Origin of the sequence: Nannocystis sp., assembly GCF_016714285.1 — a bacterium.
GTDB lineage: Bacteria > Myxococcota_A > Polyangia > Nannocystales > Nannocystaceae > Nannocystis.
Window position 1 is genome coordinate 32,017 of sequence record NZ_JADJNN010000004.1, and the last position, 26,486, is coordinate 58,502.

The following is a 26,486-nucleotide window of genomic DNA, read 5'->3' on the forward strand; positions in this document are numbered from 1 at the left end:
CGGCCGTCCTCGGCAACCAGTCGACCCGCCATGATCGGTCCGCACCACCTCACGCTCGCCCTGGCCTTGCTCGTCAGCTGCGGTGCCGCCCCGGAGTTGCACAGCGAGCCACGCGCGCTCCACTTCAGCCCGACCCGCCGCGAGCTGCCCCTGCGCCTGGTCCACAGGGGCGACCAGCCGCTCCCCCTGTCGCGGATCCGCCTCGACCACCGCGACCCCGACTGGAGCGCCTTCACCGTCGTCGACCCCGCGCTCCCGCGGCAGATCGAGGCGAACGGCGAGGTCTCGCTGCGCCTGCGCGTCGACCTCGACCACTTCGCCACCCACCGCGGCGGCCACGAATACCGCAGCGGCGGCGCCACCCTCACCTTCAACGCCGACACGACGCTCCACCGCATCGCCCTCCACTTCGCCGACGAGGCCGCACCGACCGGCCTGCGATGGCTCCGGCTCGGCCTGCTCGCCGCCCTCGCCGCCGGAGTGTTCGCCCTCCGCCGCCGCGTGCCCTGGACGATCGCCCTGCCTGCCGCGCTCGCCCTGGCCATCGCCCCGCTCGCCAGCGGCCTGTGCTGGACCCTCGGCATCCCGCTCGGCCCTGCCGATCTCCAGCAGTGCGGCGAAGGTCGTGGCGGAGCCCCCTTGCAGATGCTCCCCGACGCGGACGGTCTCGGCCTGCTCCTCGCCCTCCTTCTGTTCACCGCGATCCCCGGGGCCGACAGGATCTCTGCTGCAGCGTTGTGGTCGAGGCTCACCCTCGCGCTGGCGATCCTGGCGGCAGTGCTCACCACCGGCAGCCTCGACCCGCAGGTCATCGTGGCCGCCCAGACCGGCCTGCACTGGGGCTTGTGGGTGCAACCATTCGCCGCCGCCGCACTCGCTCTGGCCGCCCTCGCTGAGGTTGCCGCCGCCCGGGCCCACTCGCCATTCGCCGCTCGTGTCGCCGCCCTCGGCCTCGCCGCCCTGTTGACCACCGTCTGCCTCGGCGGCGCCGACTTGCCGCTGACGACTGCTGCCCCGGGCCTGCCGCACATCGCAGCGGTCGGCCTCGGCGTCGCTGCCTGGGTCGCCAAGGTCGCCGCGACCTGCTGGTTCCTGCTCCGCGTTGAAAGCCCGCGACGGGCCGTATACCTCGTGCTCGCGCTGGTCCTTGCCACGCTGATGTGGAACCTGGCTCTCGGGCCACACGAGACGCCATAGGCCGTACGCAGGTGACTCGGGCCCGCAGAGCACTCTTCCCGGGCCCCCACTGCGTCGCGCTCACCGCGCGTGGCTCCGGGTCGTAGCTTTTTTCTATTTGGGGTGTTAGCTTGGCCCGGCCTAAGCCTAGGACCGTAGGCTTGCCCGGCGAGCGCGGATGCCAGTTCGGAAGTTCAACCTCGTATTCCGAGTGAGGCGGGAGACAAGCGATCAGGCTTGTGATCAGGCTTGTAATCAGGCTTGTGGCGTCGCGGGAGCCCGCGCCCTCCGCACCCAGATCGGCCCGCCCCGACCCGCACGCTTGAGTGTGGCTCCAGTCGGATCGGCGGTCGGAGGACACCACTGATGGCGACGACGATCGCCCAGATCGGTGGCTTCGAACTGTGGGACATCCTGCAGCTGGCCCAAACCTCGCGCATGTCGATCAAGCTGTCGGTCGAGTCGCCGCACGGCACTGGTTCAATGTTCTTTCAGGGTGGCAATCTGCTGCATGCGGTCGCTGGCGGCAACGAAGGCGACGACGCCGTCAACATCATCCTCGACTGGCGCGAGGGCAGCGTCTCATCCTCGCAGCTGCCCGAGAATTGTCCGACCACCGTACGCCACTCCTCGATCGTCGCCCTGCTGATGGACCGGGCCCGCCAGCGCGATGAACAGCAGCGCGACCGACCGCCCCCCCCTCAGCCGTCCCCGCCACCTCCGGTCCAAACGCCCTACACCGCCACGCCGACCAGCAGCGCCCCCAAGTTCACGCCGCCGATCGTCGCGTCCCGGCCCTTGCCCGCGCCGCCGCGTCCTCCGGTCGAAGCGCCAGTGCCCTCGCCTCCCGAATTCATCCCCGAGCCGGCGCCCGAGCTGCCGCCGGACAAGGAGCTGTCCGACATGGATCTACGAGCCGTCAAGGTGATTCTCGAGGAGATTGACGAACACCTCGGGGGTGGGCTGCTGAGCGTCGACATCATCAGCAAGGCCTCGGGCATGTCGCTCGCGGGCATCAACTCGGCGCCCAAGGCCTGCGCGCTGTTCAACCGCCTGTCCGAGCAGTTGCACACCGCCCTCACCAAGTCCGAGGACTCGCTGGCCCGCGGCATCAACAAGTTCATCATCGAGGGCGACAACGGGCTCTACATCTTCGTGATCGAGCTCGACGAGCGCCACCGTTGGGCCATGTTGGTCGACGGCGCCCGGGCCCAGCTCGGGATGGTCTTCGTCATCATCCCGGAGATCCAGCCACGCCTGGTCGAGGCCATCCAGGCTCGCTGACCGGGGTTGGCCCCTTGTTGGCCGTCTCGTTGGCCCCCCTTGTTGGCCCCCCTCGTTGGCCCCCCTTGTTGGCCGCCGCCGGCCCCACGACTTGACCGCCGAATCGCCCGATCGGGGAGCGCTGCTTGGTCTACATCAGCAAAGTCTACACCCGCTTCGGCGACCACGGCGACACCATGCTCGCCAGCGGTGACACCGTCGGCAAGGACAGCCTACGCGTCGCCGCCTACGGCGAGGTCGACGAGCTGAACGCCGTGCTCGGCATGCTGCGCGTCGAGGTCGGCCGCGCCACATCCGGCATCGCCGGGGTTGCCGACCCCGCCTTCCTCGCCGGCCTCGACGCCTCGCTCGCGCGCATCCAGCAGGAGCTCTTCGACCTCGGGGCCGAGCTCGCCGAGCCCGGGGCCGCCACCGGCAAGGCCCGCCTGTGCGTCGTCGACGACGACGTGACCCGCCTCGAGCACGAGCTCGACGCCCTCAACGAGCCGCTCTCCCCGCTCACCAGCTTCATCCTCCCCGGCGGCGGCCCGGTCGGCGCCACCGCTCACCTCGCCCGCACCGTCTGTCGCCGGGCCGAGCGACGCGCCGTCACCCTGGCCCGCGCCGAGCCCGTCCGCGGCGAGGCGCTGCGCTACCTCAACCGCCTCAGCGACCTCCTCTTCGTCATCGCCCGCGCGGCCGCCCAGCGCCTCGGCCACCCCGAGGTCCTGTGGGACACCCAACGCCGGAGGCCCGCGTGACCCCGCCGCTCAAAAAATTCCGCTACGAGTTCCCGCTGACCGAGGCCCGCTTCCTCGCCGCCCCCTCCGCCGAGGCCGCGGTCCGCTACATCCGCCGCAGCTACCCCCACAACGCCCTCGACGTCCTCCCGACCCTGCGGGAGCTCGCGCGCTGGCCCGAGTTCTGGAAGACCGTCGACGACCAGGGCCTCCAGGTCCCACGCGCGCTCACTTGATTCGCGCCGCGTCCTCGCGGACCTGTCCCCACGGACATGTCCGTAAGAACAGCCACTCACCACACGGACGGACCCGGCGGCAGCAACCCAGCGGCCCGCCCGCGATCGATCAACGCTTCGATCGCCGCCCGCCCCTCTTCGCCCAGCTCGCGCGAGAACTCGTTGACGTACAGCGCGATGTGTCGCCGACACACCTCCGCGTCCAACTCCTGCGCGTGCGCCCGCACGTACGCCGCCGACGCCTGCGGGTCGGCCCACGCCGCCGCGATCGATCGCCGGATGCCCTCCTCCAGCGCACGCGCCAGCGCCTCGCCGCGCGCTCGCTCCACCGCGATCACCCCGAGCGGCAGCGGCAGCCCCGTCTCCGCCTCCCACAGGGCCCCGAGGTCGGCCACCTCCACGAGCCCGTGCGCCGCGTAGGTGAAGCGGCTCTCGTGGATGATCAACCCCGCGTCGACGCGCCCCGCCGCGACCGCCGGGAGGATCGCCTCGAAGCGCAGCTGCACCGTCTCGCGGGGCGGCGGCGCCAGGCTGCGCAGCAGCAGCTGCGCCGTCGTGTAGCGCCCCGGGATCGCGACCCGAAGACCCGCCAGGCGCCGCAGGGCTGCCCTCGGCTCGGTCGGCAGCAGCCCCGGCCGCGACACCAATAACGGCCCGCAGCCGCGTCCCAGCGCCGCCCCGGCGCCGATCGCCACGTAGCGCCCGCACGCGTGCGCCAGCGCGTGCACGCTCATCTTGGTCGCCGGCAACGGATCTTCACCGCTGATCGCCCGCTCGTTGAGCGCCTCGATGTCGGCCAGCCACGGCGCCAGCGCCGGCCCCTCGACCGCGCCGGTGACCAGCGCATGAAACATGAAGGTGTCGTTGGGACACGGCGAGAACCCGATCGCCAGGCTCATCCGACCCCCTCCCACGCGTACGCGGCCGCCAGCGCGCGCACCCCCGCGTGCAGCCGATCGACGGCCCCGCGCAGATCCCAGCCGCCGCGCGCACGCTCGCCGCAGCGGTTGCTGACGCAGCGCAGCTGCACCACCGGCACCCCGAGCTCGCGCCCGACGAGCAGCAGCGCCGCGCCCTCCATCGTCTCGACCTGCGCCCCGCTGCGCCTGGCCAGCGCGGCCGCCAGCTCGTCGCTCCCCGAGCAGCTGCTCACCGTGGCCCCGCGGACCACCGGCACGCCCAGGCGACCCGCCACCGCCGCCGTGCGCACGCGATCCGCCGCGAAGGGGCCGGTGTCCGCGAGCCCGAGCTCGGCCAATCCGCGAAACCCTCCTGTGACCACGACCCCCTCGTCGGCCAGACCGTCCTCGCCGACCACGCACAGCGCCCCGACCTCGAGCCCCGACCCGGCATAGGCCCCGCACACCCCGATCACCAGCAGCCACGCGGGCCGACGCGCGAGCAGCAGCCGCGTCGTGTGCATCGCCGCGGCCGCCTTGCCCACGCCGACGATCGCGTCGGCCAGCCCGCCCGACTCGATCGCCGCGGCGCACACGATGCACGGCCGGTCCTGCACGCCGCCAACGTACGACCCCTGCGGCCGCATGGCCAGCGCGCGCGGCAATTTCTTGCACAGGCGAGCAACCGCCCGCGCCCGAACTTATACACCCGATCAACAAGCCCCACCTCGCGCCCACAGACCCGCTCGCGCCCTCGATCTGTCCCTTGGGCCAGATCCGTCACAGACCGCGAAAACTCGTGCACAGCAGGCCCTCGCACGCGCTCCGCCGCAAAACCCGGCTTGTGCTGCGGCTGCCGGCTGGGCTACAGAGGGTCGCCAGCCATACGCTGGTCGTCGGCCGCAGCGCCGCGGAATCTCGAGAGCGATCGACCATGAATCACCGCAACACCGCCGCATTCTTCCGCGTCGAGGGCATCCTGCTCAGCCGCGGAGTGCTGGCCGCGTCGGCGTACATCGCCGGGAACGCCAAGAAGTTCGGCGAGCGTGCGCTCCGCCTCGGCCTGGTCGCCCTCGCCGCGCCGGTCCACGCCGTGCTCGGTCAGACCGACCGCGCGCTCGCCCACCGCCTGGTCCACCTCGCCTTCCGCGGCATGAGCGAGGACCGCGTCGCCGTGCTCGCCGACGAGTACGCCGAGGACATCCTGAAGGGCAAGCTGCTCGATCAGGGCGTCGAGCTGATGAAGCGCGCCCAGGGCGAGGGTCGCCGCGTGGTCCTGCTGTCCGACGGCATCGCCTCGATCATGCAGCCCTTCGCCCGCCACCTCCGCCACTTCGACGACCTCGTGTGCAACCACCTCGAGTTCCGCGACGGCGAGGCCACCGGCCGCCTGCAGGAGCCCGTGATCGGCGGCGCCTCGGGCGGCCGCTGGCTGCAGCACTACGCCGCCGAGCACGCCATCGACCTCGCGCACAGCAGCGCCTACGGCTCGCACGGCCCGGACATGCTGCTGCTCTCCGCCGTCGGCAAGCCCTGCGCCGTCAACCCCGACTTCGTGCTGCGTCGCAGCGCCCGCGACGCGGACTGGCCGATCATCGAGTATCGCGACTAACCGCGCCACCAGAGGAGCGACCATGCCAACCTCCAGTCAGGCCTCCCAGTCAGGCCATCTCGATCCAGGACACCTTCGCCGGCCGTCACGTCCTGCTCACCGGCGCGTCCGGCTTCCTCGGCAAGGTCTGGCTGGCGATGGTGCTCCACCGCGTCCCCAGCGTCGGCAAGATCTACGTGCTCCTGCGCCCCAAGGCCCAGCGCAGCGCCCTCGACCGCTTCGAGCGCATGGTCGCCACCTCGCCCGCCTTCAAGCCGCTGCACGAGCTGCACGGCGCCGGCATGGGCGAGTTCATCGCTTCCCGCGTCGAGGTCGTCGAGGGCGACGTGACCACGCCCGGCTTCGACATTCGCGACGCCGAGCTCGCCGCCCGCCTCCACCGCGACCTCGACCTCATCCTCAACTGCGCCGGCCTCGTCGACTTCGACCCCGACCTGCGCGAGGCCATGAGCACCAACGTCGACGGGGCCCGCCACGCCGCCGAGTTCACGCTCCGCTGCGCCCGCGCTCGCCTCCTCCACGTCTCGACCTGCTACGTCACCGGCCTGCGCCAGGGCGTCGTACCCGAGGCGGTCGACCCGGCCTTCTCGCCCTGCGGCGAGCCCTTCGACGTCACCCGCGAATACGCCGAGATCACCACCGCCAGCGAGCAGATCATCGCCGCCCACGAGTCGCCCGACGCCGAGGCCGCCGCGCTCGCCGAGACCCTCAAGCAGATGCGCGCCAAGGGTCAGGACGAGGGCAACGCGATGCTCCTGCGCAACCTCCTGCGCCGGGTCAAGCGCCAGCGCCTCAAGGACGAGCTCATCGCCGAGGGCCAGCGCCGGGCCAAACGCTGGCAGTGGCACAACATCTACACGTACAGCAAGGCGATGGCCGAGGCGATCATCGCCAGCAGCCTCCCCGCCGATCGCTTCACGATGTTTCGCCCGGCGATCGTCGAGAGCGCGCTCGAGTATCCGTTCCCGGGTTGGAACCAGGGCTTCAACACCTGCACCCCGCTCATCTACCTGCTCGGCGGCTGGTTTCGCCACTTGCCCGCCCGCATCGGCAACCCCTTCGACGTCATCCCCGTCGACTACGTCTGCCGCGGCCTCGTCGTCGCCGCCGCCTCGCTGCTGCTCGGCCGCCACGCGCCGGTCTACCAGTGCGGCAGCAGCGACCGCAACCTCCTCACCATCGACCGCGCCATCGAGCTGACCGCCCTCGCCCACCGCAAGCACCTGCGCAACCACGGCGACACCGCGCTCGAGCGGGTCGTCCTGTCCCGCTGGGACGCGATCACCACCGACATCGACCACCTGCTCTCCGTCCCCAACATCCGCAGCGCCGCCGAGGGTCTGCGCGACTGGCTGCGCGAGTCCAAGTTCCCGAAGTTCCTGCGCGACACCACCGACGAGTGGGCCGACAAGACCGACGACGCCCTCGACACCGTCGACACCATCGACAAGATGGTCGACCTCTACCAGCCCTTCGTCCACGACAACCACTACGTCTTCGTCTCGCAGGCCCTGTTCGCCGCCCCGCTCGTCGAGCCCGAGTTCGACTGCGACCCCCGCAACATCCGCTGGCGCGACTACTGGCTCGACATCCACGTCCCCGGCCTGCGCAAGTGGTGCTTCCCGCTGTTCGAGAACAAGACCCCGCCCGGCTACACCCCGCGCCACCCCTTCAAGCTCCCGCGCCCACCAGCCCCCGCCGCCGCGCCGACGACCCCGTCGCCCCGCAGCCTCCACCCCGACATCGGCCGCCCCGCCGCCGCCCAGCACGCAGAGGTCTAACGCATGGCCATCTTCCTCACCGGCGCCACCGGCTACATCGGCTCCTACGTCGCCGCCGGCCTGCTCGAGCGCCACAACGACCGCCTCGCCCTCCTGGTCCGCGCCAAGAACCCGGCCGAGGCCGAGGAGCGGCTGTGGAAGTCGATGCAGCTGCACATGGGCTTCGAGCGCTTCATCGAGCTCGTCCGCACCCGCTGCGACCTCTACCTCGGCGACCTCACCTTCCCCGGCCTCGGCCTCGCCCCCGCCGCCCGCGACGCCCTGGTCCGCAGCATGGACAGCGTCCTCCACGTCGCCGCCTCGCTCAACCGCAAGTCCTCCAAGGCCTGCTTCAACGTCAACCTGCGCGGCACCCTCAGCGTCATCAAGCTCGCCCGCGACGCCCAGGACCACCACGGCCTGCGCCGCTTCACCGACATCTCCACGGTCGCCGTCTGCGGCGAGCGCCAGGACGCCGTGGTCACGGAGGACGACATCGTCGACTGGGAGCGCAGCGACTACGACCCCTACGCCCGCACCAAGAAGTTCTGCGAGCACATGCTGCACGAGCTCCTGCCCGACGTCCCCGGCGTGGTCCTGCGCCCGAGCATCGTCCTCGGCGACAGCCGCTTCCCCGAGACCACCCAGTTCGACATGGTCCGCGCCTTCGTCATGCTCGCGCAGCTGCCGGTGCTGCCGTTCAACCCGGAGTGGCGCCTCGACATCGTCCCCGCCGACTACGTCAGCAAAGCCATCGTCCAGATCCACCAGGCCGAGCGCCCGCGCCACTCGAGTTACAACCTGTCCTCCGGGACATCCTCCCTCACGTACCGCCAGATCGTCGACGCCCTCGAGGCCGGCGGCGGCACCCCGCGCCACCGCTTCGCCCCCTGGCTGAACCGGGCCTTCACCCGCACCGTCGACGCCGCCAGCAACACCCCCCGCAACTGGGGCCTCAGCCTGCCCGCCTCGCTGCTCAAGGTCTTCCTGCCCTACCTCAACTTCAACACCGTCTTCGACAACCGCCGCGTCGTCGAGGAGCTCGGCGAGGCCCCCCGCCCCTTCAACGAGTACGCCACCGGCCTCCTCCACTTCGCCCGCGACGGCAAGTTCACCTACCCCTATCTGCCCTGGCCCGGCGGCGCCCAGGTCCGGCAGGTCGCCTGACCATGTCCAGCAAGCCCGTCATCGCCGAAAAATCCCCCGCCAAGCCCAAGCCCGGGGCCCCCAAGCAGCGCAGCCTGTGGCAGCGCCTCAAGGACGCCGTCGACCCCGACTACGCGCTCCAGCTCAGCATGGCCGCGATGATCGAGGCCGCCGCCGTCAAGCACGTCCTCGGCCTCGACCAGGAGCGCTGGGCCCCCGGCAAGCCGCTCAAGCTGCTGCTCGCCGGCTACGTCGGCACCCGCAACACCGGCGCCGATGTCCGCGTCGAGGAGATGATCCGCCAGATCCGCCACGTCGTCGGCGACGACCAGCTCGAGATGGCGATCATGACCTCCGAGGAGAAGCTCTCCGCCGGCTACTTCCGCACCGTCGAACAGCTCCTCTTCCCCCAGCTCTTCCCCAAGTTCCTCTACGAGAACTGCCCCCGCTACCACGGCGTCGTCGCCTGCGAGGGCTCGATGTTCAAGTCGAAGTTCGCCAGCGCCCTGTCGACCATGATGGCCGGCGCGATGGGCATGGCGATCGCCGAGCGCAAGCTGAGCGTCGGCTACGGCGCCGAGGCCGGCGCCATGACCCCCACGCTCAAGGAGTTCGTCCGCGACGTGTGCAAGGGCTCGCTCGTGCTGTGCCGCAATGAACCCTCCCGCGCGGTCCTCCACGAGCTCGGCATCCGCACCACCTCCGGCGCCGACACGGCCTGGACCTTCGAGCCCGCCCCCCTCTCCCGCGGCGCCCAGCTCCTGCGCGAGGCCGGCTGGGACGGCCGCAAGCCCGTGCTCGTCGTCTGCCCGATCAACCCGTTCTGGTGGCCGGTCAAGCCCGATCTGCTCAAGGCCGCCGCCCACACCCTCGGCGGCCAGTACAAGCACGAGCACTACCGTTCGATCTACTTCCACCACCACAGCGACAAGGCCAGCCGCCAGTACGACACCTACCTGCAGGCCCTCGCCGACGGCGTCAACGCCTTCGCCCAGGAGCAGGACATCTTCACCATCCTGGTCGGCATGGAGCAGCTCGACCGCCACGCCTGCGAAGATCTGAACCCCCGCCTCGACCACCGGGCCGCCCTCTTCATCAGCGACACCTTCGACATGTACGAGCTCGTCAGCGTGCTGCGTAACTGCAACATGATGATCAGCTCGCGCTTCCACGCCATCGTCACCTCGATGCCCGGCCTGGTCCCCTCCGCCGGCGTCACCATGGACGAGCGCATCCGCAACCTCATGACCGACCGCGGCCACCCGGACATGTTCTTCGAGGTCGAGGAGGACGGCCTCGGCGAGAAACTGCTCCACACCCTGCGCCGCCTCCACCGCGACGCCGAGTCCATCAGCAGCCAGATCGGCAAGGCCGTCCCCACCCAGCTGCGCCTCATGGGCCAGATGGGCATCGACTTCATGGACGAGGTCGTCCGCGTCTACCCCGAGTTCCCCCGCCGCGAGCTCCCGCGCACCTGGGAGGCCCACCTGCCGCCCCTGCCGCCCGCCGTGCAGCGCCTCCTGGAGACCCACGGATGAACTTCCTCGAGACGATCTTCAACGCCATTGGGGCCGCCCCCGCCCGCGAGCTCGTGATCGAGATCCACGGCAAGACGCAGCGGCCCACCACCGGCGCCGAGCTCCTCGATCACGTCGCCCGCGCCCGCGGCTTCCTCCGCGCCGCCGGCATCCAGCCCGGCGACCGCGTCGCCCTGCTCGCCCCCAACAGCAGCCGCTGGGTCGCCGCCGACCTGGCGATCCTCGCCGAGGGCGCGATCGTCGTCCCGCTCTACAGCCGCCAGGACCCGCACGAGCTCGCCGTCATGGTCCGCGACTGCACCCCCGCGCTCGTGCTCGCCAGCGACGAGACCCTCGCCAATGCCCTGCAGAAGGCCTGCGACGCGCCCGTGCGCGTCGCCCTGTTCGCCGAGCTCCTCGCCGCCACGCCGCTGCACGAGCCCCCGCGCCCGCTCGCCGCCGACGCACCCGTCACGATCATCTACACCTCGGGCACCAGCGGCGAGCCCAAGGGCGCCGTGCTCACCTGTGCCAACGTCGACTACATGGTCCCGCAGACCGTCGCCGCCGTGCACGCGATCACCGGCAACCGCGGCGCCCCCGACCGCGTGTTCCACTTCCTCCCGCTCTGCTTCGCCGGCTCGCGCGTGATGCTGTGGACGCAGCTCTACCGCGGCAACCCGATCCTCCTGTCCACCGACCTGCAGAACCTCGTGCAGGAGATGGCCACCGCCGACCCGCACTACTACCTCAACGTCCCCGCCGTGCTCGAACGGATCCGCAACGGCGTCGGCGCCAAGATCAAGGAGCGCGGGGGCATCGCCGCCGCCCTCTACGAGCGCGGCCAGGCCGCCTTCCGCAAGCATCGTCAGGGCACCGCCAACCTCCTCGACCGCCTCACCCTCGCCGCCGCCCGCAAGCTCGTGTTCTCCGCGATCAAGCGCCAGGTCGGCCCCAGCCTCGAGTTCCTGATCTGCGGCTCCGCGGCCCTCGCCGAGGAGACCCAGTGGTGGTTCGAGCTCATCGGCGTCCGCGTCTACCAGGTCTACGGCCTCACCGAGACCACCGCGATCGTCACCATGGATCAGCCGGAGAAGATCGAGCCCGGCCACGTCGGCCTGGCCCTCCGCGGCTGCGAGCTCAAGCTCGACGCCGACGGCCAGCTCCTGGTCCGCGGCCCCGGCGTCTTCACCGGCTACTGGAACCGCCCCGAGGCCACCGCCGAGGCGATCCAGGGCGGCTGGTTCCACACCGGCGATCAGTGCGAGATCAACACCCAGGGCAACCTCAAGATCATCGGCCGCGTGAAGAACATCCTGGTCCCCGAGTCGGGCCACAACATCGCCCCCGAGCCGATCGAACAGCTCTTCCTCGACCACTGCCCCGCGGCCACGCAGTGCATGCTGATCGGCCACGCCCGCCCGCACCTGATCCTGCTCGTCACCGGCGAGGTCCCCGACGACGCCATCGAGGCCGCGATCGCCCGGGTCAACGCCGGCGTCCCGCACTACCGCAAGATCAAGACCCACCTGCGCGTGCCCGAGGCCTTCACCATCGAGAACGGCCTGCTCACCGCCAACCAGAAGCTGCGCCGCCGCGCCGTCGAGAAGTACCACCACGCCGCGATCGCCAGGGCCTACGCGTCATGACCTCCGACGCGAGCGACAGCCCCGCCGCGGGCATCCACCTCATACGAGCTCGCCCTCGGCGTCCCGCCCTGCAACGAGATCGGCACCCGCATGCTCACGGCCCTCGAGCTTGTCCTCGCCGAGCTCGACCCCGCCGCGCACACGCTGATCATCCACAGCACCCTGCGCGGGGGCTTCTGCGCCGGCGCCGATCTGCGCGAGCTCTACCACGGCCTACAAGCCACGCCGCCCAGCGAGCACGCCGTGCAGCTCCGCGGCTTCATCGACCGCATCCACCGCGTCATGGACGCCCTCGACATGCTCCCGCTCACTACCATCGGCGTGGTCCACGGCGTGTGCTTCGGCGGCGGCTTCGAGCTCGCCCTCACCTGCGACATGCTCATCGCCGAGAAGTCCGCCCGCTTCTGCTTCCCGGAGCTGCGCCTCGGCATCATCCCCGGCTTCGGCGGCATCCCCCGCCTGCGCCGCGACGTCGGCAACGGCCTCATCCGCGACCTGCTCCTCAGCGGCCGCAGCGTCGGCGCCAAGAAGGCCCTCGCCGTCGGCCTCATCAGCCAGATGGTCGCAGGCGGCGAGGGCCTCGCCGCCGCCCGCTCGCTCGCCGCCCAGTCCGGCAAGTTCGACGCCACCGCCCGCCGCGCCGCCAAGGCCTTCATCAAGCCCCTGCCCGCCGCCGAGCTGGCCCGCGAGCGCGACCTCTTCGTCGAGCTCGCCCAGCGCCCCGCCATGCTCGCCGCCCTCCGACGCTTCGTCGAGAGCAGCGAGCTCCGCCCCTACCTGCCCTAATCAGGCCCCAAGAGACAGATCGTCCCCACCATGGCCGCCGACACCCTCACCACCCTCATGAAGCTCGCCGCCAAGCGCTTCGGCGCCGACCTCAGCCAGCTGCGCCCCGAAGACGACCTGTTCGAGCGCCTCGGCATCGACAGCTTCCAGGCCGTCGAGCTCATCTCGGACCTCGAGAACGAGTTCGACATCGAACTCCCCGACTACGAGCTGCAAGGCGTCAAGACCTTCGAGTCGCTGGCGCAGAAGATCGACAAGAGGCGCTAGATGCTCGACCTCGGCAAGATCCCCAGCCTGGGCGCCGCCCTGCGCGACGCGACGACCTCCTTCAAGAGCCGCGAGGCCCTGATCGAGGCCGACCGCCACCGCGAGAACGGGCGCATGACCTACGCCCAGCTGCGCGCCGCCGCCGACCGCTTCACCGGCGCCCTGCAGGCCCACGGCTTCCTGCCCGGCGATCGCTGCGCGATCCTCATGCAGAACCAGAGCAAGTGGATCGTCGGCGCCACCGGAGCCCTGTGGGCCGGCGCCACCCTGGTCCCCCTCGACTACAAGCTCACCGCCCCCGAGCAGGCCGCCCTCGTCGCCCACTGCAAGCCCCGCGTCCTGTTCACCGAGTGGCCCACCTGGGAGAAGCTCAGCCACGAGTCCGCCGCCGTGTTCGAGCGCGTCCTCGTCGTCGTCAGCGAGGCCCCCGAGGGCGCCCGCATCGGCAAGGCCCTCCGCTTCGAGGCCCTCGCCGACAAGCCCGCCACCTACCACGAGCGCCAGCGCGACGACCTCGCCTGCATCGTCTACTCCTCCGGCACCGGCGGCACCCCCAAGGGCTGCATGCTCTCGCACGCCAACTACCTCGCCCAGGCCGAGGTGCTCGGGCGCATGTACCCGATGAAGGAGGGCGAGCGCTACTTCTCCGTCCTCCCCACCAACCACGCGATCGACTTCATGTGCGGCTTCCTCATCCCGCTGATCATGGGCGCCGCCGTGGTCCACCAGCGCACCCTCCGGCCCGCCTACCTCGGCCCGACCATGCAGCGCTACGGCGTCACCCACATGGCGCTCGTCCCGACGATCCTCAAGACCCTGGAGAAGAAGATCCGCGAGCGCCTCGACGACCTCCCCAAGTGGCAGCGCTTCGCCATCGATCAGGTCATCGACCTCAACGCCTTCGTCACCCGCCGCGAGCCCAACCACAAGCTCTCCAGCGCCCTCCTGCGGCCGATCCACGACCAATTCGGCGGCAAGCTCAAGTTCATGTTCTGCGGCGGCGCCTTCGTCGAGCGCGGCTGCGCCGAGTTCCTGAACCGCCTCGGCCTCCCGGTCGCGATCGGCTACGGCCTCACCGAGGCCGGCACCGTCCTCACCGTCAACGACCTCAAGCCCTTCCGCGGCGACAGCGTCGGCAAGCCCGTCCCCGGCGTGGAGCTCCAGCTGCGCGACGAGAACGACGCCGGCGTCGGCGAGGTCTGGGTCCGCGGCCCCACCGTCATGCAGGGCTACCTGGACGAGCCCGAGCTCACCCGCGAGGCGATCGTCGACGGCTGGCTGCGCACCGGCGACCTCGGCACCATCGACGCCGCCGGCCACCTCAAGCTGGTCGGCCGCGCCAAGAACATGATCGTCACCGAGGGCGGCAAGAACGTCTACCCCGAGGACATCGAGGCCGCCTTCGCCGGCATCGACGACTGCGACGACTACGCCGTGTTCGCCAGCAACTACCTGTGGCCCAGCGGCAAGCTCGGCGAGGGCCACGAGCAGCTCCTCATCGTCGTCCGCCCCAAGCCCGGCGTCAGCGAGGAGCAGCGCGCCGCCCTCATCACCGAGCTGCGGACCCGCAACCGCCGGCTCGCCGACTACAAGCGCCTCTCCGGCTACCTCCTGTGGGAGCCCGAATTCCCGCGCACGGCCTCCCAGAAGCTCAAGCGCGAGCCCCTCGCCGTGGCCCTGCGAGCCCGGGTCGACCGCGACGCCGTCCGCGCGCTATAGGTCGTCGCATGACCAGCCAGCCCCGCTTCCTCGCCGTCGTCAACCCCGCCGCGGGCGGCGGCGCCTGTGGTCGCCACGCCGTCGCCACGATCGACCGCCTGCGCCAGTCGGGCCTCGAGGTCGACGTGTTCGAGACCCGCGCCGCCGGCGACGCCCGCGTGCGCGCCCGCGAGGAGCTCGCCGCCGGCCGCCGCGACTTCATCGCCGTCGGCGGCGACGGCACCTCCTTCGAGATCGTCAACGGCCTCCTCGATCAGCCGATCCCCGGCGCCCGCCCGAGCCTCGGCTTCCTCCCGCTCGGCACCGGCAACTCCTTCCTCCGCGACTTCAGCGACCAGGGCGCCGAGTATGCGATCGAGGCGCTCATCCAGGGCAAGCGCCGCCCCTGCGACGTCATCCGCGTCAGCACCACCGGTGGAAGCACCGGCACCCTCCACTACATCAACATCTTCAGCATCGGCTTTGTCGCCGACGTCGGCGCCACCCGCAACCGCCACTTCTCCGGCCTCGGCGAGTTCGGCTACACCCTCGGCACCGTCCTGCGGGTCGCCGGCCTCCACTCCTACGTGTTCCCGATGACCATCGCCGGGCGCAGCGGCGAGGACCGCGAGCCCCTCACCTTCCTCTCGGTCAACAACAGCCGCTTCACCGGCGGCAAGATGATGATGGCCCCCGACGCCAACACCCGCGACGGCCTCCTCGACATCATCCGCGTCGGCCGCATGGGCCGCATCGCGCTGCTGCGCACCTTCCCAAAGATCTTCAAGGGCACCCACGTGCACCACCCGGCCGTCAGCTGCTTCCAGGCGCCCGCCGTCGACTTCCGCCTCGGCGACGCGGTCGACGTCATGATCGACGGCGAGATGATGAAGTTCAACCCCACGCGCCTCGAGGTCGTCCCGGGCGCCATCGACGTCAGGACCTGAGTCATGCTCAAGAAGCTGGTGAAGAAGACCGCGCAGGTCGCCTACTCCGTGGGCGTGTGGGGCCTCTCCTTCGCGTGGATGGGCGGCGTCGCGGTCACCTGGGCCGTCGCGTCCCTGTTTCGCCCCGCGGTCGAGAACCAGCGCCAGATCGGCAACAGCGGCATGGCCGTGTGCCTGAAGTTCACGCTCTGCGAGGTCGAGATCATCCACGACCCCGACTTCGATCCCGAGCGGCGCAGCATGTTCTGTCAGAACCACGTGAACCTGATGGACGCCCACGTCGCCTGCCACACCATCCCGCACGCCTTCTGCGGCCTGATGAACGCCTGGCAGTTCAAGATCCCCTTCTACGGCTGGATCATGCGCCTCGCCGACGGCATCCCCGTCAGCTCCGGCGGCGCCAACCGCTATCGCGAGGTCGCCGCCGCCGCCCGCGACCGCGCCGCCAAGGGCATCTCGATCCTCGTGTTCCCGGAGGCCCACCGCACCGTCGACGGCAAGGTCCACGAGTTCAAGAAGGGCGTGTTCCTCATGGCCCGCGAGGCCGGGCTCCCGGTCGTCCCCCTGGCCACCCGCGGCATGTACGAGCTCAACCGCAAGGGCACCTGGCTGTTCACCCCGACCAAGATCACGATCTACGTCGGCGCCCAGATCGAGACCGCCGGCCTCAGCACCGACGAGCTGCGCAAGGTCATCGCGCGCACCGAGCAGATCATCCGCGACTTCGCCGAGCACGGCATCATCCCCGGCAAGACCGCCGACGCGCCCGCCCCCGCGGGCGAGCTGACGGGCAGCTGACCGCCAGGCTCTCTGGCAGCGGATCGATCGCTACAGCGCGATCACAGATCGAGCGCGTCAGCCTCCACCGCGCGCTCCATGATGAACCCGTAGCGCCACGCCGCGTCCTTGCCCATCAGGCTCGAGATGGTCTGGTCGGTCGCCAGCTCGTCGCGGATGCCCACCTGGATCAGCTGGCGCCGCTTCGGGTCGAGCGTCGTGTCGCGCAGGGTCTCCGGCATCATCTCGCCGAGGCCCTTGAAGCGCTGGATCTCCGGCTTGCCGCGCCGCTCCGCGAGGATCCGCTGCAGGTGCGCGTCGTCGGCGGCCCACAACGTCTCCTTGCCGATGTCGACGCGGAACAGCGGCGGCTGGGCGATGTACACGTGCCCGCGGCGGATCAGCTCCGGCAGGTAGCGATAGAAGAAGGTCAGCAGCAGCGTGGCGATGTGGTGCCCGTCGCTGTCCGCGTCCATCAGCAGGACCACCTTCCCGTAGCGCAGGCCCTCGATCGCGAAGTCCTTGCCGACCCCGCAGCCGAGCACCTTCACGATGTTGCCGAGCTCCTCGTTCTCCAGCACCTTGCTGAGGCTCGCCTGCTCGGCGTTCAGCACCTTGCCGCGCAGCGGCAAGATCGCCTGCGTCTTGCGGTTGCGGCCCATCTTGGCCGAGCCGCCTGCGCTGTCGCCCTCGACCAGGAACAGCTCGCAGCGGCCCGGGTCACGCTCCGAACAGTCCGCCAGCTTGCCTGGCAGGCCCAGGCGCACCCCGCCCGGGCCCTTGCGCGAGACCTGCTGGTTGGCCGCCCGCGAGGCCGCCCGCGCCCGCGCCGAGATGATCACCCGCGCCACGATCGCCTCCGCCGTGCTGCGGTTGCTGTGCAGCCACTGCTCGAGCGCCGGACGGATCGCACCCTCCACCTGCGACGCGACCTCGGGGTTGTTGAGCCGGTTCTTGGTCTGGCTCTGGAACTGCGGCTCGAGCACGTAGGTGCTGAGGATCGCCACCATCCCCTCGCGCAGGTCCTCCATGGCGATCGTCAGGCCCTTGGGCTCCAGCTTGTGCGCCTGCATGTAGCTGCGGATCGCCTTGCCCAGCGCCGTGCGCAGCCCGGCCTCGTGGGTCCCGCCGTCCGGCGTCGGCACCCCGTTGACGAACGACTGCATCGCGTCGTCGCTCGCCTCGGTCCACGCAAAGGCCACCTCGATCTTCGGGTCGTCCGCGCGCTCGAGATAGAAGATGCCCGGGTGCACCGCCGCCTTGCCGCGCACCTGCACCAGCTTGCCCAGGTACTCCGAGATGCCGTCCGCGTGCAGCAGCGTCTCGGTCTTCCCGGTCGACTCATCGGTGAACACGATCTTGAGCCCCTTGTGCAGGTAGCTCTTGGCCTCGAGGCGCTCGTGCAGCACCGCCGGATCGAAGCTCGTGTTCTTGGCCCCGAAGATCTCGGGATCGGGCCGCAGGTACACCGTCGTGCCCGACCCGCGCGCGTTGCCCAGCTTCTTCAGCTTGCCCTCCTGGACCCCGCGGACGAACCCGATCTCCCACGCCGCGCCGTCGCGCCACACCTTCACTGCCAGCGTCTCCGACAGCGCGTTCGCCACCGCCGCCCCGACCCCGTGCAGCCCGCCCGAGTGCTTGTAGCTCTGCCCGTCGAACTTGCCGCCGGCCCCCAGCTTGGTGAACACCGCGACCACCGCCGGCACCTTGAGCTGCGGGTGCAGGTCGACCGGGATCCCGCGCCCGTTGTCGGTGATGGCGATGCCCTTGTGGTCCTTCTCGAGCCTGACCTCGATCGTCGTCGCGTGACCGTTGATCACCTCGTCCACCGAGTTGTCGAGGATCTCCCACACCAGGTGGTGCAGGCCCTCCTTGTTGAGCCCGCCGATGTACATGCCCGGCCGCTTGCGGACGTGGTCCACGCCCTCGAGCACCTGAATCGCCGACGCGTCGTATGTGCTGCCGCTTGCCTTCGCCATGCCGCCTCCTTACTTCTTCGCCCGCTCCACCGGAGCCGCCGCGCCGAGCTCCAGGCTCGGCACCGCCGGCTCCGGCAGCCCGACCTTCTTCACCGCCCCGCGCTTCCACAGCTCGACGCCCCGGCCCCCGCGCGTGACCGGCCGATACTGCTTGCCCACCACCTTCTGCGTCCCGCCCGTCGCCTTCTCGACCTGCATCTCCACCGTCGACGGCGCCGCCGCGGCCAGCTCGTCGTCATCATCCAGCTTGACCAGGATCACCCCGAGCCCCGGCCCGCCGAGCAGGCTGACCTCCTGCGAGCTCGCCACCAGCAGCCGGCCCTGCCGCGTCAGCGCGGCCACGTCGTCCTCCGCGTAGACCTTGAACACCGCGATGAATTCGTCGCCCTCGCGGGCCTTGCCGAACATCCGCCCGCGGCTGGTGCTCGGGTCGCGGTGCGGCCACAGCGTGAAGCGCAGCGCCATCCCCCCCCTCGTCACCGCCAGCATGTGCGGGTACGGCTCCTCGTACTCCTCGCCGAGCTCCGGCCTGGCGAAGCCGAACTCCGGCATCACCCGCGGGTCGGTGCCGACCGCCGCGACCACCCGCTCGCCGTCCTTGAACTTGAACAGCTGCTGCACCGGCGTGCCGTGCCCGGTGCTCTGCGGCACGTCGTGGATCCGCAGCGTGTAGGCCGAGCCCTTGTTGGTGAACAACACCACGCACTCGCGGGTGCTGCCGCCGACCAGCGCCAGCGCCTCGTCGCCCTCGCGCATCCGCGTGCTGGCCAGGTTGATCGAGCGCTGGCGCTTGATCCACCCGTCGCGGGTGATCAGCACGATCGCGTCCTCGGCGACGATGAAGCTCTCCGCCGTGAACTCCTCGGTCACATCCTCATCGGAGATCCGGGTCCGCCGCGGATCGGGGTAGGCCTTCGCCAGCTCCTCCAGCTCGCCGCGGATCACCGCCCACAGCTTCTCTTCGCTCTTCAGGATCGCCTCGATCTTCTTCGCCGCCGCCCGCTTCTCCGCCAGCTCGGCCCGGATCTTCTCGATCTCCAGCTTGGCCAGGCGATAGAGCTTGGTCTCGAGGATCGCGTCGACCTGGATCTCGTCGAGCCGAAACGCCTTCATCAGCTTGCCGGCGGCGTCCTGCTTGCCCTCCGACCTGCGGATGATCTTGATCGCCTCGTCGAGCGCGTCGAACACGATCTCGAAGCCCTCGAGGATGTGGATGCGCTCCTTGAGCTTGCGCAGGTCGTACTCGAAGCGCTGGCGCACCGTCAGCAGGCGGAAGCCGAGGAACTCCTCGAGGATCTGCGAGAGCCCCAGCCGCGCGGGCCGGCCCACCTCCGACCCCGGCACCGGCACCAGGCAGGTGAAGTCGAACTTCACCGTCACCTGCAGCCGCGTGTTCTTCAGCAGGTACGCCATCACCAGCTCGGGCTCGGTGCCCGACTTGCGGCTCAGCTCGAGCTCGACGTGCACGTCGCGGGTGCTGAGGTCCTGCACGCCGATCAGCGCCGGGATCTTCTTGCTGAGGATGATCTCCCCGATCTCCTCGACCAGCGCGCTCTTCTCGATCCCGTACGGCACCGAGGTGATCACGATGAAGGTGCTCTTGTCCTCCTCGCGCAGCTTCCACTCGCCCTGCAGCTTGCACGAGCCCTTGCCGTCCTCGTACAGCCCCGCCAGCTCCTTGCGGGTCGCCACCAGCCGCCCCCCGGTCGGGAAGTCCGGGCCCTTGATGCCCTTCAGCAGCTCCTTGAGCGCCGCCCGCCGGCGCGCCCGCGCCAGGTCCTCCTGCTTGCTCGCGTCCTTCTCCTTGAGCTCCGCCGCCGTCGGCATGTGCTCGATCATCGTCACCGCCGCGCGGATCACCTCGCCGAGGTTGTGCGGCGGGATGTTGGTCGCCATGCCCACCGCGATGCCCGTGCTGCCGTTCACAAGCAGCTGGGGGAACCGCGCCGGGATCACGATCGGCTCCTCACCGGTGCCGTCGTAGGTCGGCCGGAACCACTTGAGCCCCGCGCTGTCCTGCTCGCCCCGCATCTTCGGCAGCTCGCTCAGCAGCTCCGACGCGATCCTCGTCAGCCGGGCCTCGGTGTAGCGATAGGCCGCCGCCGAGTCGCCGTCGATCGAGCCGAAGTTGCCCTGACCGTCGACCAGCGGCATGCGCATCGCGAAGTCCTGCGCCAGCCGGACCATCGCCTCGTACACCGCCGTGTCGCCGTGCGGGTGGTACTTGCCGATCACGTCGCCGACCACCTTGGCGCTCTTGCGGTGGCGCGCCTCGTGGGTCAGGCCGAGGTCCTCGAACATCGTGTACACGATGCGGCGGTGCACCGGCTTGAGCCCGTCGCGCACGTCGGGGATCGCCCGCGCCGTGATCACGGACAGCGCGTAGTTGAGGTACTTGCGGCGCGCCTCCTCGGCCAGGTCACCGGCGATCACGCCGCCCATGCCAGCACCACCGCCAGCGCCCATGCCAGAGCCCATGCCAGGTCCACCGCCCGCCCCGCCGCTCTCCTCCGCGGCCTTGCGCGCGTCCATCAGCTCGGGGTCCTTGGCCAGGTCTTCGGTCCAGTCGCGGGGGCTCATCGTCGGCGCAGTCCTCGTCTGTATGGTTCGCTCGGCCCGCAGCGGGCCCTCGGCCCCCCGCCGGCCCGAACGGACCGCGGCGGCTGCGAGGCGCGAAGGTCACCCGTGCGACGATCGCCGTCAACCCTCCCGCGAGGCCGCGTGCACGGCGGCGTGGGTATGCCATAGGATGGCCGGGCCGTGAACCAGGCCCAAGGCAACATCCGCTGGCACCCCGCCGCCATCACCGCCGCCGAGCGTGAGCGCAGCAAGGGCCAGCGCGGCGCGGCCCTGTGGTTCACCGGCCTGAGCGGCGCCGGCAAGAGCACGATCGCCGCGATCGTCGATCACCGCCTCCACGCCGCCGGTCGCCACAGCTACATCCTCGACGGCGACAACCTGCGCTTCGGCCTGTGCAAGGACCTCGGCTTCTCGCCCGCCGACCGCGCCGAGAACATCCGCCGCATCGGCGAGGTCGCCCGCCTGTTCGTCGACGCCGGCCTCATCGTCCTGTGCGCCGCGATCAGCCCCTACCGCCGCGACCGCGAGCAAGCGCGGGCGCTCGTCGGCGCCGGCCGCTTCATCGAGATCTTCGTCGACACCGAGCTCGCGGAGTGCGAGCGCCGCGATCCCAAGGGCCTCTACCGCCGCGCCCGCGCCGGCGAGATCACCGGCTTCTCCGGCATCGACGCCCCCTACGAGCGCCCCGAGGCCCCCGAGCTGCGCCTGGTCGGCGGCCCCAGCAGCGGCCCCGACGCCCTCGCCGAACAAGTGCTCGCCCACCTGCTCGCGCAGCACATCCTCACTGGCACCTGAGCCGGCACCTGAGCCGGCACCTGAGCCGGCACCTGAGCCGGCACCTGAGCCAACACCGGAGCCAACACCGGAGCGAGTCGCGCGCAAACGCACGTACCCGCGATCGCGGGAACCAGCGCCCGAGGCAGCGCCCCATGGAGCCGTGTCACGTCCCGAAATCACCGCACCACCGCAGCCACACGCCCGGCGCCCCGCCGCTGACTCACCCCGAAATCGCCGCGGCCCTGTTGCGCTCACGAGGGCCCACCCCTAGAGTCCCTCGCCGATGAGCAAGGACGATCTGATTGAATTTGAGGGCACCGTGACCGAGGTGCTCACGGGAGGCCTCTTCCGCGTTGAGGTCGAGAAGGACCACGTGGTCCTCGCGCACCTCGCCGGCAAGATGCGGCGCTTTCGCATCAAGGTCGTGCTCGGTGACCGCGTCACCGTCGGCGTCACTCCGTACGACCCGACCCGCGGCCGCATCACGTATCGGGCCCGCTAGCCGCTGCCCGCACAAGGCCCACGGGCCCAACCAACCCAAGCATCCCAGCGCGTGACCACAAACAAGTGGTCACGCGCGCTGCTTCTCTGGCCGCCGCCACCACGCGCCCTCTACGCGGCCTCTGCGACGACCACGCGGGGCTTCGCGCGTTGCCACCTCGCCGCGATCGATGGTAGCAAGCGAGTATGCGGGTCGCCTCGCCGCGCAGCACGATTGATCGGATCCACCGCGCAGCGACGGCACCATGGCTGCTCGCTTGCCTCGCGCTCGCCGCCTGCAGCGACGACACCGGCGAACCCACCAACGTCACCACCCTCACCCAGACCGCCTCCGAGGGATCCACCGGCGCCGGCAGCAGCGAGACCGGCGTCCCGACCACCGGCGACCCCACCGACCCCTCCACCGGCGAGCCCGCCCCCATCTGCGGCGACGGCGTGAAGGACCCCGGCGAGGCCTGCGACGACGGCAACGTCGACAACACCGACGGCTGCCTCTCCAGCTGCGCCCTCGCCGTCTGCGGCGACGGCTTCGTCCACGTCGGCTTCGAGCAGTGCGACGACGGCAACCTCAGCGACAACGACAACTGCGTCGCCGGCTGCTACGTCGCCTCCTGCGGCGACGGCTTCACCTACGCCGGCATCGAGGCCTGCGACGACGGCAACAAGACCGCGGGCGACGGCTGCGACCTGGCGTGCGTCATCGAGACCGCGATGTGCGGCGACGGCGTCCTCGAGGGCGACGAGCAGTGCGACGACGGCAACCCCGACAACACCGACAGCTGCCTCGACACCTGCGTCCCCTACAGCTGCGGCGACGGCTGGCAGCACGCGATCCTCGAGGAGTGCGACGACGGCAACCCCGACGACACCGACGACTGCGTCGACAAGGACGGCCAGTGCCTGCTCGCCACCTGCGGCGACGGCTTCGTCCACGCCGGCGAGGAGGAGTGCGACGACGCCAACCAGGTCGACACCGACGACTGCACCAACGCCTGCAAGCCCGCGACCTGCGGCGACGCCATCGTCCACGCCGGCGTCGAGCTCTGCGACGACGGCAAGAACGTCGGCACCTACGACGGCTGCGGCCTCGGCTGCGCCAAGCTCGGCCCCCGCTGCGGCGACGGCAACCAGGACGACGAGTTCGAGACCTGCGACGACGGCAACCTCGACCCCGGCGACGGCTGCGACAGCAAGTGCCAGGTCGAGCTCCCGCCCGAGTGCGTCGGCTACGTCGAGCTCAAGGAGGCCGACCGCGCCGTCACCTTCAACGACGGCCCCGGCAAGATCACCAAGTGCGACAAGACCGCCAACAAGTGGCACCGCTTCCTCGCGCCCGCCGGCACCGTCATGCCCCTCGCCGCGCCCAGCATCTACTCCTGCGGCACCGACGCCCCCGGCTGGATGATGGGCGCCTACCCGCTGCCCGAGGACGGCCCGGTCCCCCGCACGGTCTGTTACGCCTGGCAGGGCGACCCCTGCACCTGGACCAACGACATCGTCGTCCGCAACTGCGGCGCATACTACGTGTTCCAGCTGCCGACCCCGCCCGACTGCGCCCTCCGCTACTGCGCCGCCCCGGCCTGAGCCCACGGCCCGAATCGTCGCCGTGATCTGGCATTGCGTGGGCCCAGCGAGCGGTCGCGCGGAGAGCCGCAAAACCTCGCCCGGACCCTCCGCGATCGGGGTACCCTCGCGCGTGGAGGGCCGATGCCACTGACCCCGGAACAGGAATGGATCATCGCCGCCTGCGGCCTCATCGCCCACGCCGACGGCGACCTCTCGCCCGGTGAGAGCGACCAGATGCTCGCCATGCTCGACGAGCACGTCACCCCCGAGGAGCACCAGCGCTGGGCCGCCCTCCTCGTCGACGGCCCCGCGCTCACCCGCGCCTTCGCCGAGCTCCCGCCGCCCCTGCCCGCCTTCACCGAACCACTGCTCGAGAAGGCCTGGACCATGGCCCTCGCCGACGGCCACGCCAGCGACGCCGAGCTCCACAAGCTCGAGCAGATCGCCGACGAGCTCGGCATCAGCGCCGGCGAGCTCGCCGGCTGGCGCCGCCAGTGGACCGAACACGCCGTCGAGCTCGCCGAGCACACCGCCGCCTTCGCGGCCGTGCTGATCCACCACGACGGCACCATCGACCCCGACGAGGCGACCCAGTTCCGCGCCCTCCTCGATCGCCTCCCCCTCGGCGAGCACCGCCGCGACCAACTCGCCGCCAGCCTGCTGTCCAACGCGCCCGCGCTCGACCACGTCGGCGCCAGCCTGGCCGCCCTGCCCCGCGAGCGCCGGATCAGCGTCCTGCGATCGCTCGCCCCCCTGGTCGCCGCCTCGAGCCGCGCCGACCTCGGCCGCGCCTTCTTCCTCGACCTCGCCCGCACCGCCGCGATCCCCGTCGAGCAGGCGGTGGCGATCCTCGCCAGCCCGCTCGCCACCGCCTGATCTCGCGCCACCGCGTCGCGCTTGCGCCGCTGCGCCTGAGCTTTCACCGCTGCGCCGCGCTTGCGCGCTGCGCCTGAGCTTGCGCCGCTGCGCCTGAGCCTGCGCCGCTGCGCCTGAGCTTGCGCCGCTGCGCCGCGCTTGCGACACTGGCAGCCGCATGCCCGCGCCGCACCGCAACGCAGCTGTGGCCCTCGTCCTCGCCACCGTCCCCGCCCTGATCATCACCGGCGTCATGGCCGTGGTCCTGCTCGCCGCGAAGACCGCCTCCCCGTGGCCGCTCTACGCCCTCGCCCTGCTCGCCAACCTCGGCCTGTGGTTCGGCTTCGCCCCGGCCTACCTGGTCGGCTGGGTCGACTTCTGGGACCCGGGCGCCCGCGCCCGCGTCGGTCGCCTCGGCGTCATCGCCCTCGCCGGGGTCCTGTGGTTCTACAACCTCTTCCTCTACGCGCTCTCCGGCACCGCCCTCGGCGCCCTCCTGCGCGGCTGATCACGACGGCCAGGCCGCGTCCGCCAACACGCTCCTGGGCGCCCTCCTGCGCAGTTGATCACGCCGCCGACCCGCGCGCGCGCCAGGCCGCCAGCGCCCGCGCCTCGAGCTCCGGCGTGATCGAGAAGCCCGGCTTCTCGCGCCGCTCCGTCGGCACCGACTGCCACCATTGCAGCGTGTCGCGCACCGTCATCTCCAGCGGCCGAAACCCGAGCCCCGCCGCCACGGCCCGCCCGTTGCGCGCCGACATGTGCCCCATATCATTCCCCTTGAGCATCACCCAGGGCACCGAATCGGTGATCTCCTGCGCGCTCAAGAACTCATAATCCTCGATCCACGTGAAGCTCCCCGTCCCCCCGACCGCCGCCTGCGCCCCGGCGAGGAAGCCCGCCATCGTCAGCGGCCGCGCCGGCCCGACCACATTGAAGATCCCCGGCCGATCGTCCTCCACCAGCTTCACCATGAACTCCGCCAGATCGCGGACATCGATCAGCTGCACAGCATCGTCACGCCGCCCCGGCGCCAGCACCTCGCCGCCCCGCGCCAGCCGCTGCGGCCAGTACGGGAACCGGTCCGTCGTGTCGCCCGGCCCCACGATATACGTCGGTCGCACCACCGTGCCGCGCGCCCCGAAGGTCTGCATCACCTCGCGCTCGCACTGCGCCTTGGCCACCCCGTACGCCTCCGACCCGTCCTCGGGGTCCGTCGCCTCCACCCGCACCGGCGTCGATTCGTCGACCCCGTTCGTCAAATATGGGTAGTATACCCCGGTCGACGAAGTAAACAGATAACGCCCCACGCTGCCCTTCAACAATTGCGTGGACATTTGCACCCACGCCGGCCGCGTCGCCGAATCGTCGATCACCGCGTCGAAGCGCCGACCCTCCAGCGCCCCCAGCTTGCCGTCGCGATCTCCGATCAGCCGCGTCACTCCCGCGGGCAGCTCCGCCTCGCGCCGCCCCCGCGTGAAGATCGTGACCCGGTGCCCGCGCGCCACCGCGTGCCGCACCAGATGCGGCCCGATGAAGCCCGTCCCGCCGAGCACCAGCAGCTCGCGCGGGGCCGGCACCGATCGCGGCGTCGTCGTCGACCGCCCGCGCCCGCAGCCGAGCGAAAACCCGAGCGCAACGCTACCCTGGAGGAATCTTCGTCGGTTCGGCATTCGTACGCGCTCGCACAGCGTACAGCGTACACTGCCCCATCCCGATCCAGGTTTCGCCGCGCCCCCGGATCTTCGTGCCCCTCCG

At 70.8% G+C, this 26,486-nt stretch carries 24 protein-coding genes; 19 read left to right on the forward strand and 5 right to left on the reverse strand.

Going from position 1 to position 26,486, the window contains the following annotated elements; genetic code table 11:
• Positions 1–30: 30 nt before the first annotated feature.
• The 4 genes from IPJ59_RS11115 to IPJ59_RS11130 all read left to right on the forward strand — a co-directional run bounded on the left by IPJ59_RS11115 (position 31) and on the right by IPJ59_RS11130 (position 3,415).
• Positions 31–1,197: an NADH-quinone oxidoreductase subunit H gene (locus IPJ59_RS11115; RefSeq protein ID WP_293271419.1), complete on the forward strand. Its 1,167-nt coding sequence runs from the start codon at positions 31–33 to the stop codon at positions 1,195–1,197.
• 345 nt (positions 1,198–1,542) lie between these two features.
• A complete protein-coding gene (locus IPJ59_RS11120; RefSeq protein WP_293271421.1) occupies positions 1,543–2,460 on the forward strand; it encodes a DUF4388 domain-containing protein in 918 nt (305 codons plus the stop codon).
• 110 nt (positions 2,461–2,570) lie between these two features.
• On the forward strand, positions 2,571–3,200 hold the full coding sequence (locus IPJ59_RS11125) for a cob(I)yrinic acid a,c-diamide adenosyltransferase (RefSeq protein ID WP_463673357.1): 630 nt from the start codon (positions 2,571–2,573) through the stop codon (positions 3,198–3,200).
• Positions 3,197–3,415 carry a hypothetical protein gene (locus IPJ59_RS11130; RefSeq protein WP_293260579.1) on the forward strand — a complete coding sequence of 73 codons (219 nt, stop codon included), beginning with the start codon at positions 3,197–3,199 and terminating at the stop codon, positions 3,413–3,415. Before IPJ59_RS11125 ends, IPJ59_RS11130 begins: the two co-directional genes overlap by 4 nt.
• A gap of 56 nt (positions 3,416–3,471) precedes the next feature.
• On the opposite strand, the gene IPJ59_RS11135 is transcribed toward IPJ59_RS11130, so the two are convergent.
• Positions 3,472–4,314, reverse strand: a complete 843-nt coding sequence (locus IPJ59_RS11135; RefSeq protein WP_293271424.1) for a 1,4-dihydroxy-6-naphthoate synthase — start codon at positions 4,312–4,314, stop codon at positions 3,472–3,474.
• Positions 4,311–4,931, reverse strand: a complete 621-nt coding sequence (gene mqnB / locus IPJ59_RS11140) for a futalosine hydrolase (RefSeq protein ID WP_293260584.1) — start codon at positions 4,929–4,931, stop codon at positions 4,311–4,313. The genes IPJ59_RS11135 and mqnB overlap by 4 nt, the downstream gene beginning before the upstream one ends.
• Positions 4,932–5,248: 317 nt before the next feature.
• Here mqnB and IPJ59_RS11145 point away from each other — a divergent pair, with 317 nt between their 5' ends.
• From IPJ59_RS11145 to IPJ59_RS11190, 10 genes are all read left to right on the forward strand, one after another.
• Positions 5,249–5,926: an HAD family hydrolase gene (locus tag IPJ59_RS11145; RefSeq protein ID WP_293260587.1), complete on the forward strand. Its 678-nt coding sequence runs from the start codon at positions 5,249–5,251 to the stop codon at positions 5,924–5,926.
• A gap of 92 nt (positions 5,927–6,018) precedes the next feature.
• The gene (locus tag IPJ59_RS11150) at positions 6,019–7,707 is read left to right on the forward strand and encodes an SDR family oxidoreductase (protein WP_293271940.1); all 1,689 of its coding nucleotides are present in this window, start codon (positions 6,019–6,021) and stop codon (positions 7,705–7,707) included.
• 3 nt (positions 7,708–7,710) lie between these two features.
• A complete protein-coding gene (locus tag IPJ59_RS11155) occupies positions 7,711–8,853 on the forward strand; it encodes an SDR family oxidoreductase (protein ID WP_293271426.1) in 1,143 nt (380 codons plus the stop codon).
• Positions 8,854–8,855: 2 nt separating this feature from the next.
• Positions 8,856–10,370 carry a polysaccharide pyruvyl transferase family protein gene (locus tag IPJ59_RS11160; protein ID WP_293271428.1) on the forward strand — a complete coding sequence of 505 codons (1,515 nt, stop codon included), beginning with the start codon at positions 8,856–8,858 and terminating at the stop codon, positions 10,368–10,370.
• Entirely contained in the window at positions 10,367–11,998 is a 1,632-nt protein-coding gene (locus IPJ59_RS11165) for an AMP-dependent synthetase/ligase (RefSeq protein WP_293271430.1), read from the forward strand. The genes IPJ59_RS11160 and IPJ59_RS11165 overlap by 4 nt, the downstream gene beginning before the upstream one ends.
• Positions 11,999–12,076: 78 nt before the next feature.
• On the forward strand, positions 12,077–12,784 hold the full coding sequence (locus tag IPJ59_RS11170) for an enoyl-CoA hydratase/isomerase family protein (RefSeq protein ID WP_293271942.1): 708 nt from the start codon (positions 12,077–12,079) through the stop codon (positions 12,782–12,784).
• Positions 12,785–12,814: 30 nt separating this feature from the next.
• On the forward strand, positions 12,815–13,051 hold the full coding sequence (locus IPJ59_RS11175) for an acyl carrier protein (RefSeq protein ID WP_293260667.1): 237 nt from the start codon (positions 12,815–12,817) through the stop codon (positions 13,049–13,051).
• Entirely contained in the window at positions 13,052–14,770 is a 1,719-nt protein-coding gene (locus IPJ59_RS11180; protein ID WP_293271432.1) for a class I adenylate-forming enzyme family protein, read from the forward strand.
• Between the two features lie 8 nt (positions 14,771–14,778).
• Entirely contained in the window at positions 14,779–15,696 is a 918-nt protein-coding gene (locus IPJ59_RS11185) for a diacylglycerol/lipid kinase family protein (protein ID WP_293271433.1), read from the forward strand.
• A 3-nt stretch (positions 15,697–15,699) separates the two neighbouring features.
• The gene (locus IPJ59_RS11190; protein WP_293260676.1) at positions 15,700–16,494 is read left to right on the forward strand and encodes a lysophospholipid acyltransferase family protein; all 795 of its coding nucleotides are present in this window, start codon (positions 15,700–15,702) and stop codon (positions 16,492–16,494) included.
• A gap of 41 nt (positions 16,495–16,535) precedes the next feature.
• Here IPJ59_RS11190 and IPJ59_RS11195 read toward each other — a convergent pair whose 3' ends face one another.
• Both IPJ59_RS11195 and IPJ59_RS11200 read right to left on the reverse strand, forming a co-directional pair.
• Entirely contained in the window at positions 16,536–18,452 is a 1,917-nt protein-coding gene (locus IPJ59_RS11195; protein ID WP_293260679.1) for a DNA gyrase/topoisomerase IV subunit B, read from the reverse strand.
• A gap of 9 nt (positions 18,453–18,461) precedes the next feature.
• Positions 18,462–21,032 (reverse strand): DNA gyrase/topoisomerase IV subunit A, encoded by a 2,571-nt coding sequence (locus IPJ59_RS11200; protein ID WP_293271435.1) that lies wholly within the window; start codon positions 21,030–21,032, stop codon positions 18,462–18,464.
• Between the two features lie 180 nt (positions 21,033–21,212).
• On the opposite strand from IPJ59_RS11200, the gene cysC reads away from it, so the two are divergent.
• The 5 genes from cysC (at position 21,213) to IPJ59_RS11225 (ending at position 25,239) form a co-directional block, all read left to right on the forward strand.
• A complete protein-coding gene (gene cysC / locus IPJ59_RS11205) occupies positions 21,213–21,827 on the forward strand; it encodes an adenylyl-sulfate kinase (protein WP_293271437.1) in 615 nt (204 codons plus the stop codon).
• Positions 21,828–22,092: 265 nt separating this feature from the next.
• The gene (gene infA, locus IPJ59_RS11210; protein WP_293260687.1) at positions 22,093–22,311 is read left to right on the forward strand and encodes a translation initiation factor IF-1; all 219 of its coding nucleotides are present in this window, start codon (positions 22,093–22,095) and stop codon (positions 22,309–22,311) included.
• Between the two features lie 185 nt (positions 22,312–22,496).
• Positions 22,497–23,894, forward strand: a complete 1,398-nt coding sequence (locus IPJ59_RS11215) for a DUF4215 domain-containing protein (protein WP_293271439.1) — start codon at positions 22,497–22,499, stop codon at positions 23,892–23,894.
• Positions 23,895–24,017: 123 nt separating this feature from the next.
• A complete protein-coding gene (locus tag IPJ59_RS11220; RefSeq protein ID WP_293271441.1) occupies positions 24,018–24,752 on the forward strand; it encodes a TerB family tellurite resistance protein in 735 nt (244 codons plus the stop codon).
• Positions 24,753–24,909: 157 nt separating this feature from the next.
• A complete protein-coding gene (locus IPJ59_RS11225; RefSeq protein ID WP_293271443.1) occupies positions 24,910–25,239 on the forward strand; it encodes a hypothetical protein in 330 nt (109 codons plus the stop codon).
• Between the two features lie 58 nt (positions 25,240–25,297).
• On the opposite strand, the gene IPJ59_RS11230 is transcribed toward IPJ59_RS11225, so the two are convergent.
• Complete coding sequence (locus IPJ59_RS11230) at positions 25,298–26,308, reverse strand: NAD-dependent epimerase/dehydratase family protein (RefSeq protein ID WP_293271445.1); 1,011 nt, start codon at positions 26,306–26,308, stop codon at positions 25,298–25,300.
• Positions 26,309–26,486 lie beyond the last annotated feature (178 nt).

Bases quoted from the DNA above. Each gene is read 5' to 3' on its own strand.
- IPJ59_RS11195 (WP_293260679.1), bottom strand. From the start codon at position 18,452: ATGGCGAAGGCAAGCGGCAGCACATACGACGCGTCGGCGATTCAGGTG.
- IPJ59_RS11220 (WP_293271441.1), top strand. From the start codon at position 24,018: ATGCCACTGACCCCGGAACAGGAATGGATCATCGCCGCCTGCGGCCTC.
- IPJ59_RS11185 (WP_293271433.1), top strand. From the start codon at position 14,779: ATGACCAGCCAGCCCCGCTTCCTCGCCGTCGTCAACCCCGCCGCGGGC.
- IPJ59_RS11225 (WP_293271443.1), top strand. From the start codon at position 24,910: ATGCCCGCGCCGCACCGCAACGCAGCTGTGGCCCTCGTCCTCGCCACC.
- IPJ59_RS11145 (WP_293260587.1), top strand. From the start codon at position 5,249: ATGAATCACCGCAACACCGCCGCATTCTTCCGCGTCGAGGGCATCCTG.
- IPJ59_RS11160 (WP_293271428.1), top strand. From the start codon at position 8,856: ATGTCCAGCAAGCCCGTCATCGCCGAAAAATCCCCCGCCAAGCCCAAG.
- IPJ59_RS11135 (WP_293271424.1), bottom strand. From the start codon at position 4,314: ATGAGCCTGGCGATCGGGTTCTCGCCGTGTCCCAACGACACCTTCATG.
- IPJ59_RS11165 (WP_293271430.1), top strand. From the start codon at position 10,367: ATGAACTTCCTCGAGACGATCTTCAACGCCATTGGGGCCGCCCCCGCC.
- IPJ59_RS11215 (WP_293271439.1), top strand. From the start codon at position 22,497: ATGCGGGTCGCCTCGCCGCGCAGCACGATTGATCGGATCCACCGCGCA.
- IPJ59_RS11120 (WP_293271421.1), top strand. From the start codon at position 1,543: ATGGCGACGACGATCGCCCAGATCGGTGGCTTCGAACTGTGGGACATC.
- infA (WP_293260687.1), top strand. From the start codon at position 22,093: ATGAGCAAGGACGATCTGATTGAATTTGAGGGCACCGTGACCGAGGTG.
- IPJ59_RS11180 (WP_293271432.1), top strand. From the start codon at position 13,052: ATGCTCGACCTCGGCAAGATCCCCAGCCTGGGCGCCGCCCTGCGCGAC.
- IPJ59_RS11115 (WP_293271419.1), top strand. From the start codon at position 31: ATGATCGGTCCGCACCACCTCACGCTCGCCCTGGCCTTGCTCGTCAGC.
- IPJ59_RS11155 (WP_293271426.1), top strand. From the start codon at position 7,711: ATGGCCATCTTCCTCACCGGCGCCACCGGCTACATCGGCTCCTACGTC.
- IPJ59_RS11175 (WP_293260667.1), top strand. From the start codon at position 12,815: ATGGCCGCCGACACCCTCACCACCCTCATGAAGCTCGCCGCCAAGCGC.
- IPJ59_RS11200 (WP_293271435.1), bottom strand. From the start codon at position 21,032: ATGAGCCCCCGCGACTGGACCGAAGACCTGGCCAAGGACCCCGAGCTG.
- IPJ59_RS11190 (WP_293260676.1), top strand. From the start codon at position 15,700: ATGCTCAAGAAGCTGGTGAAGAAGACCGCGCAGGTCGCCTACTCCGTG.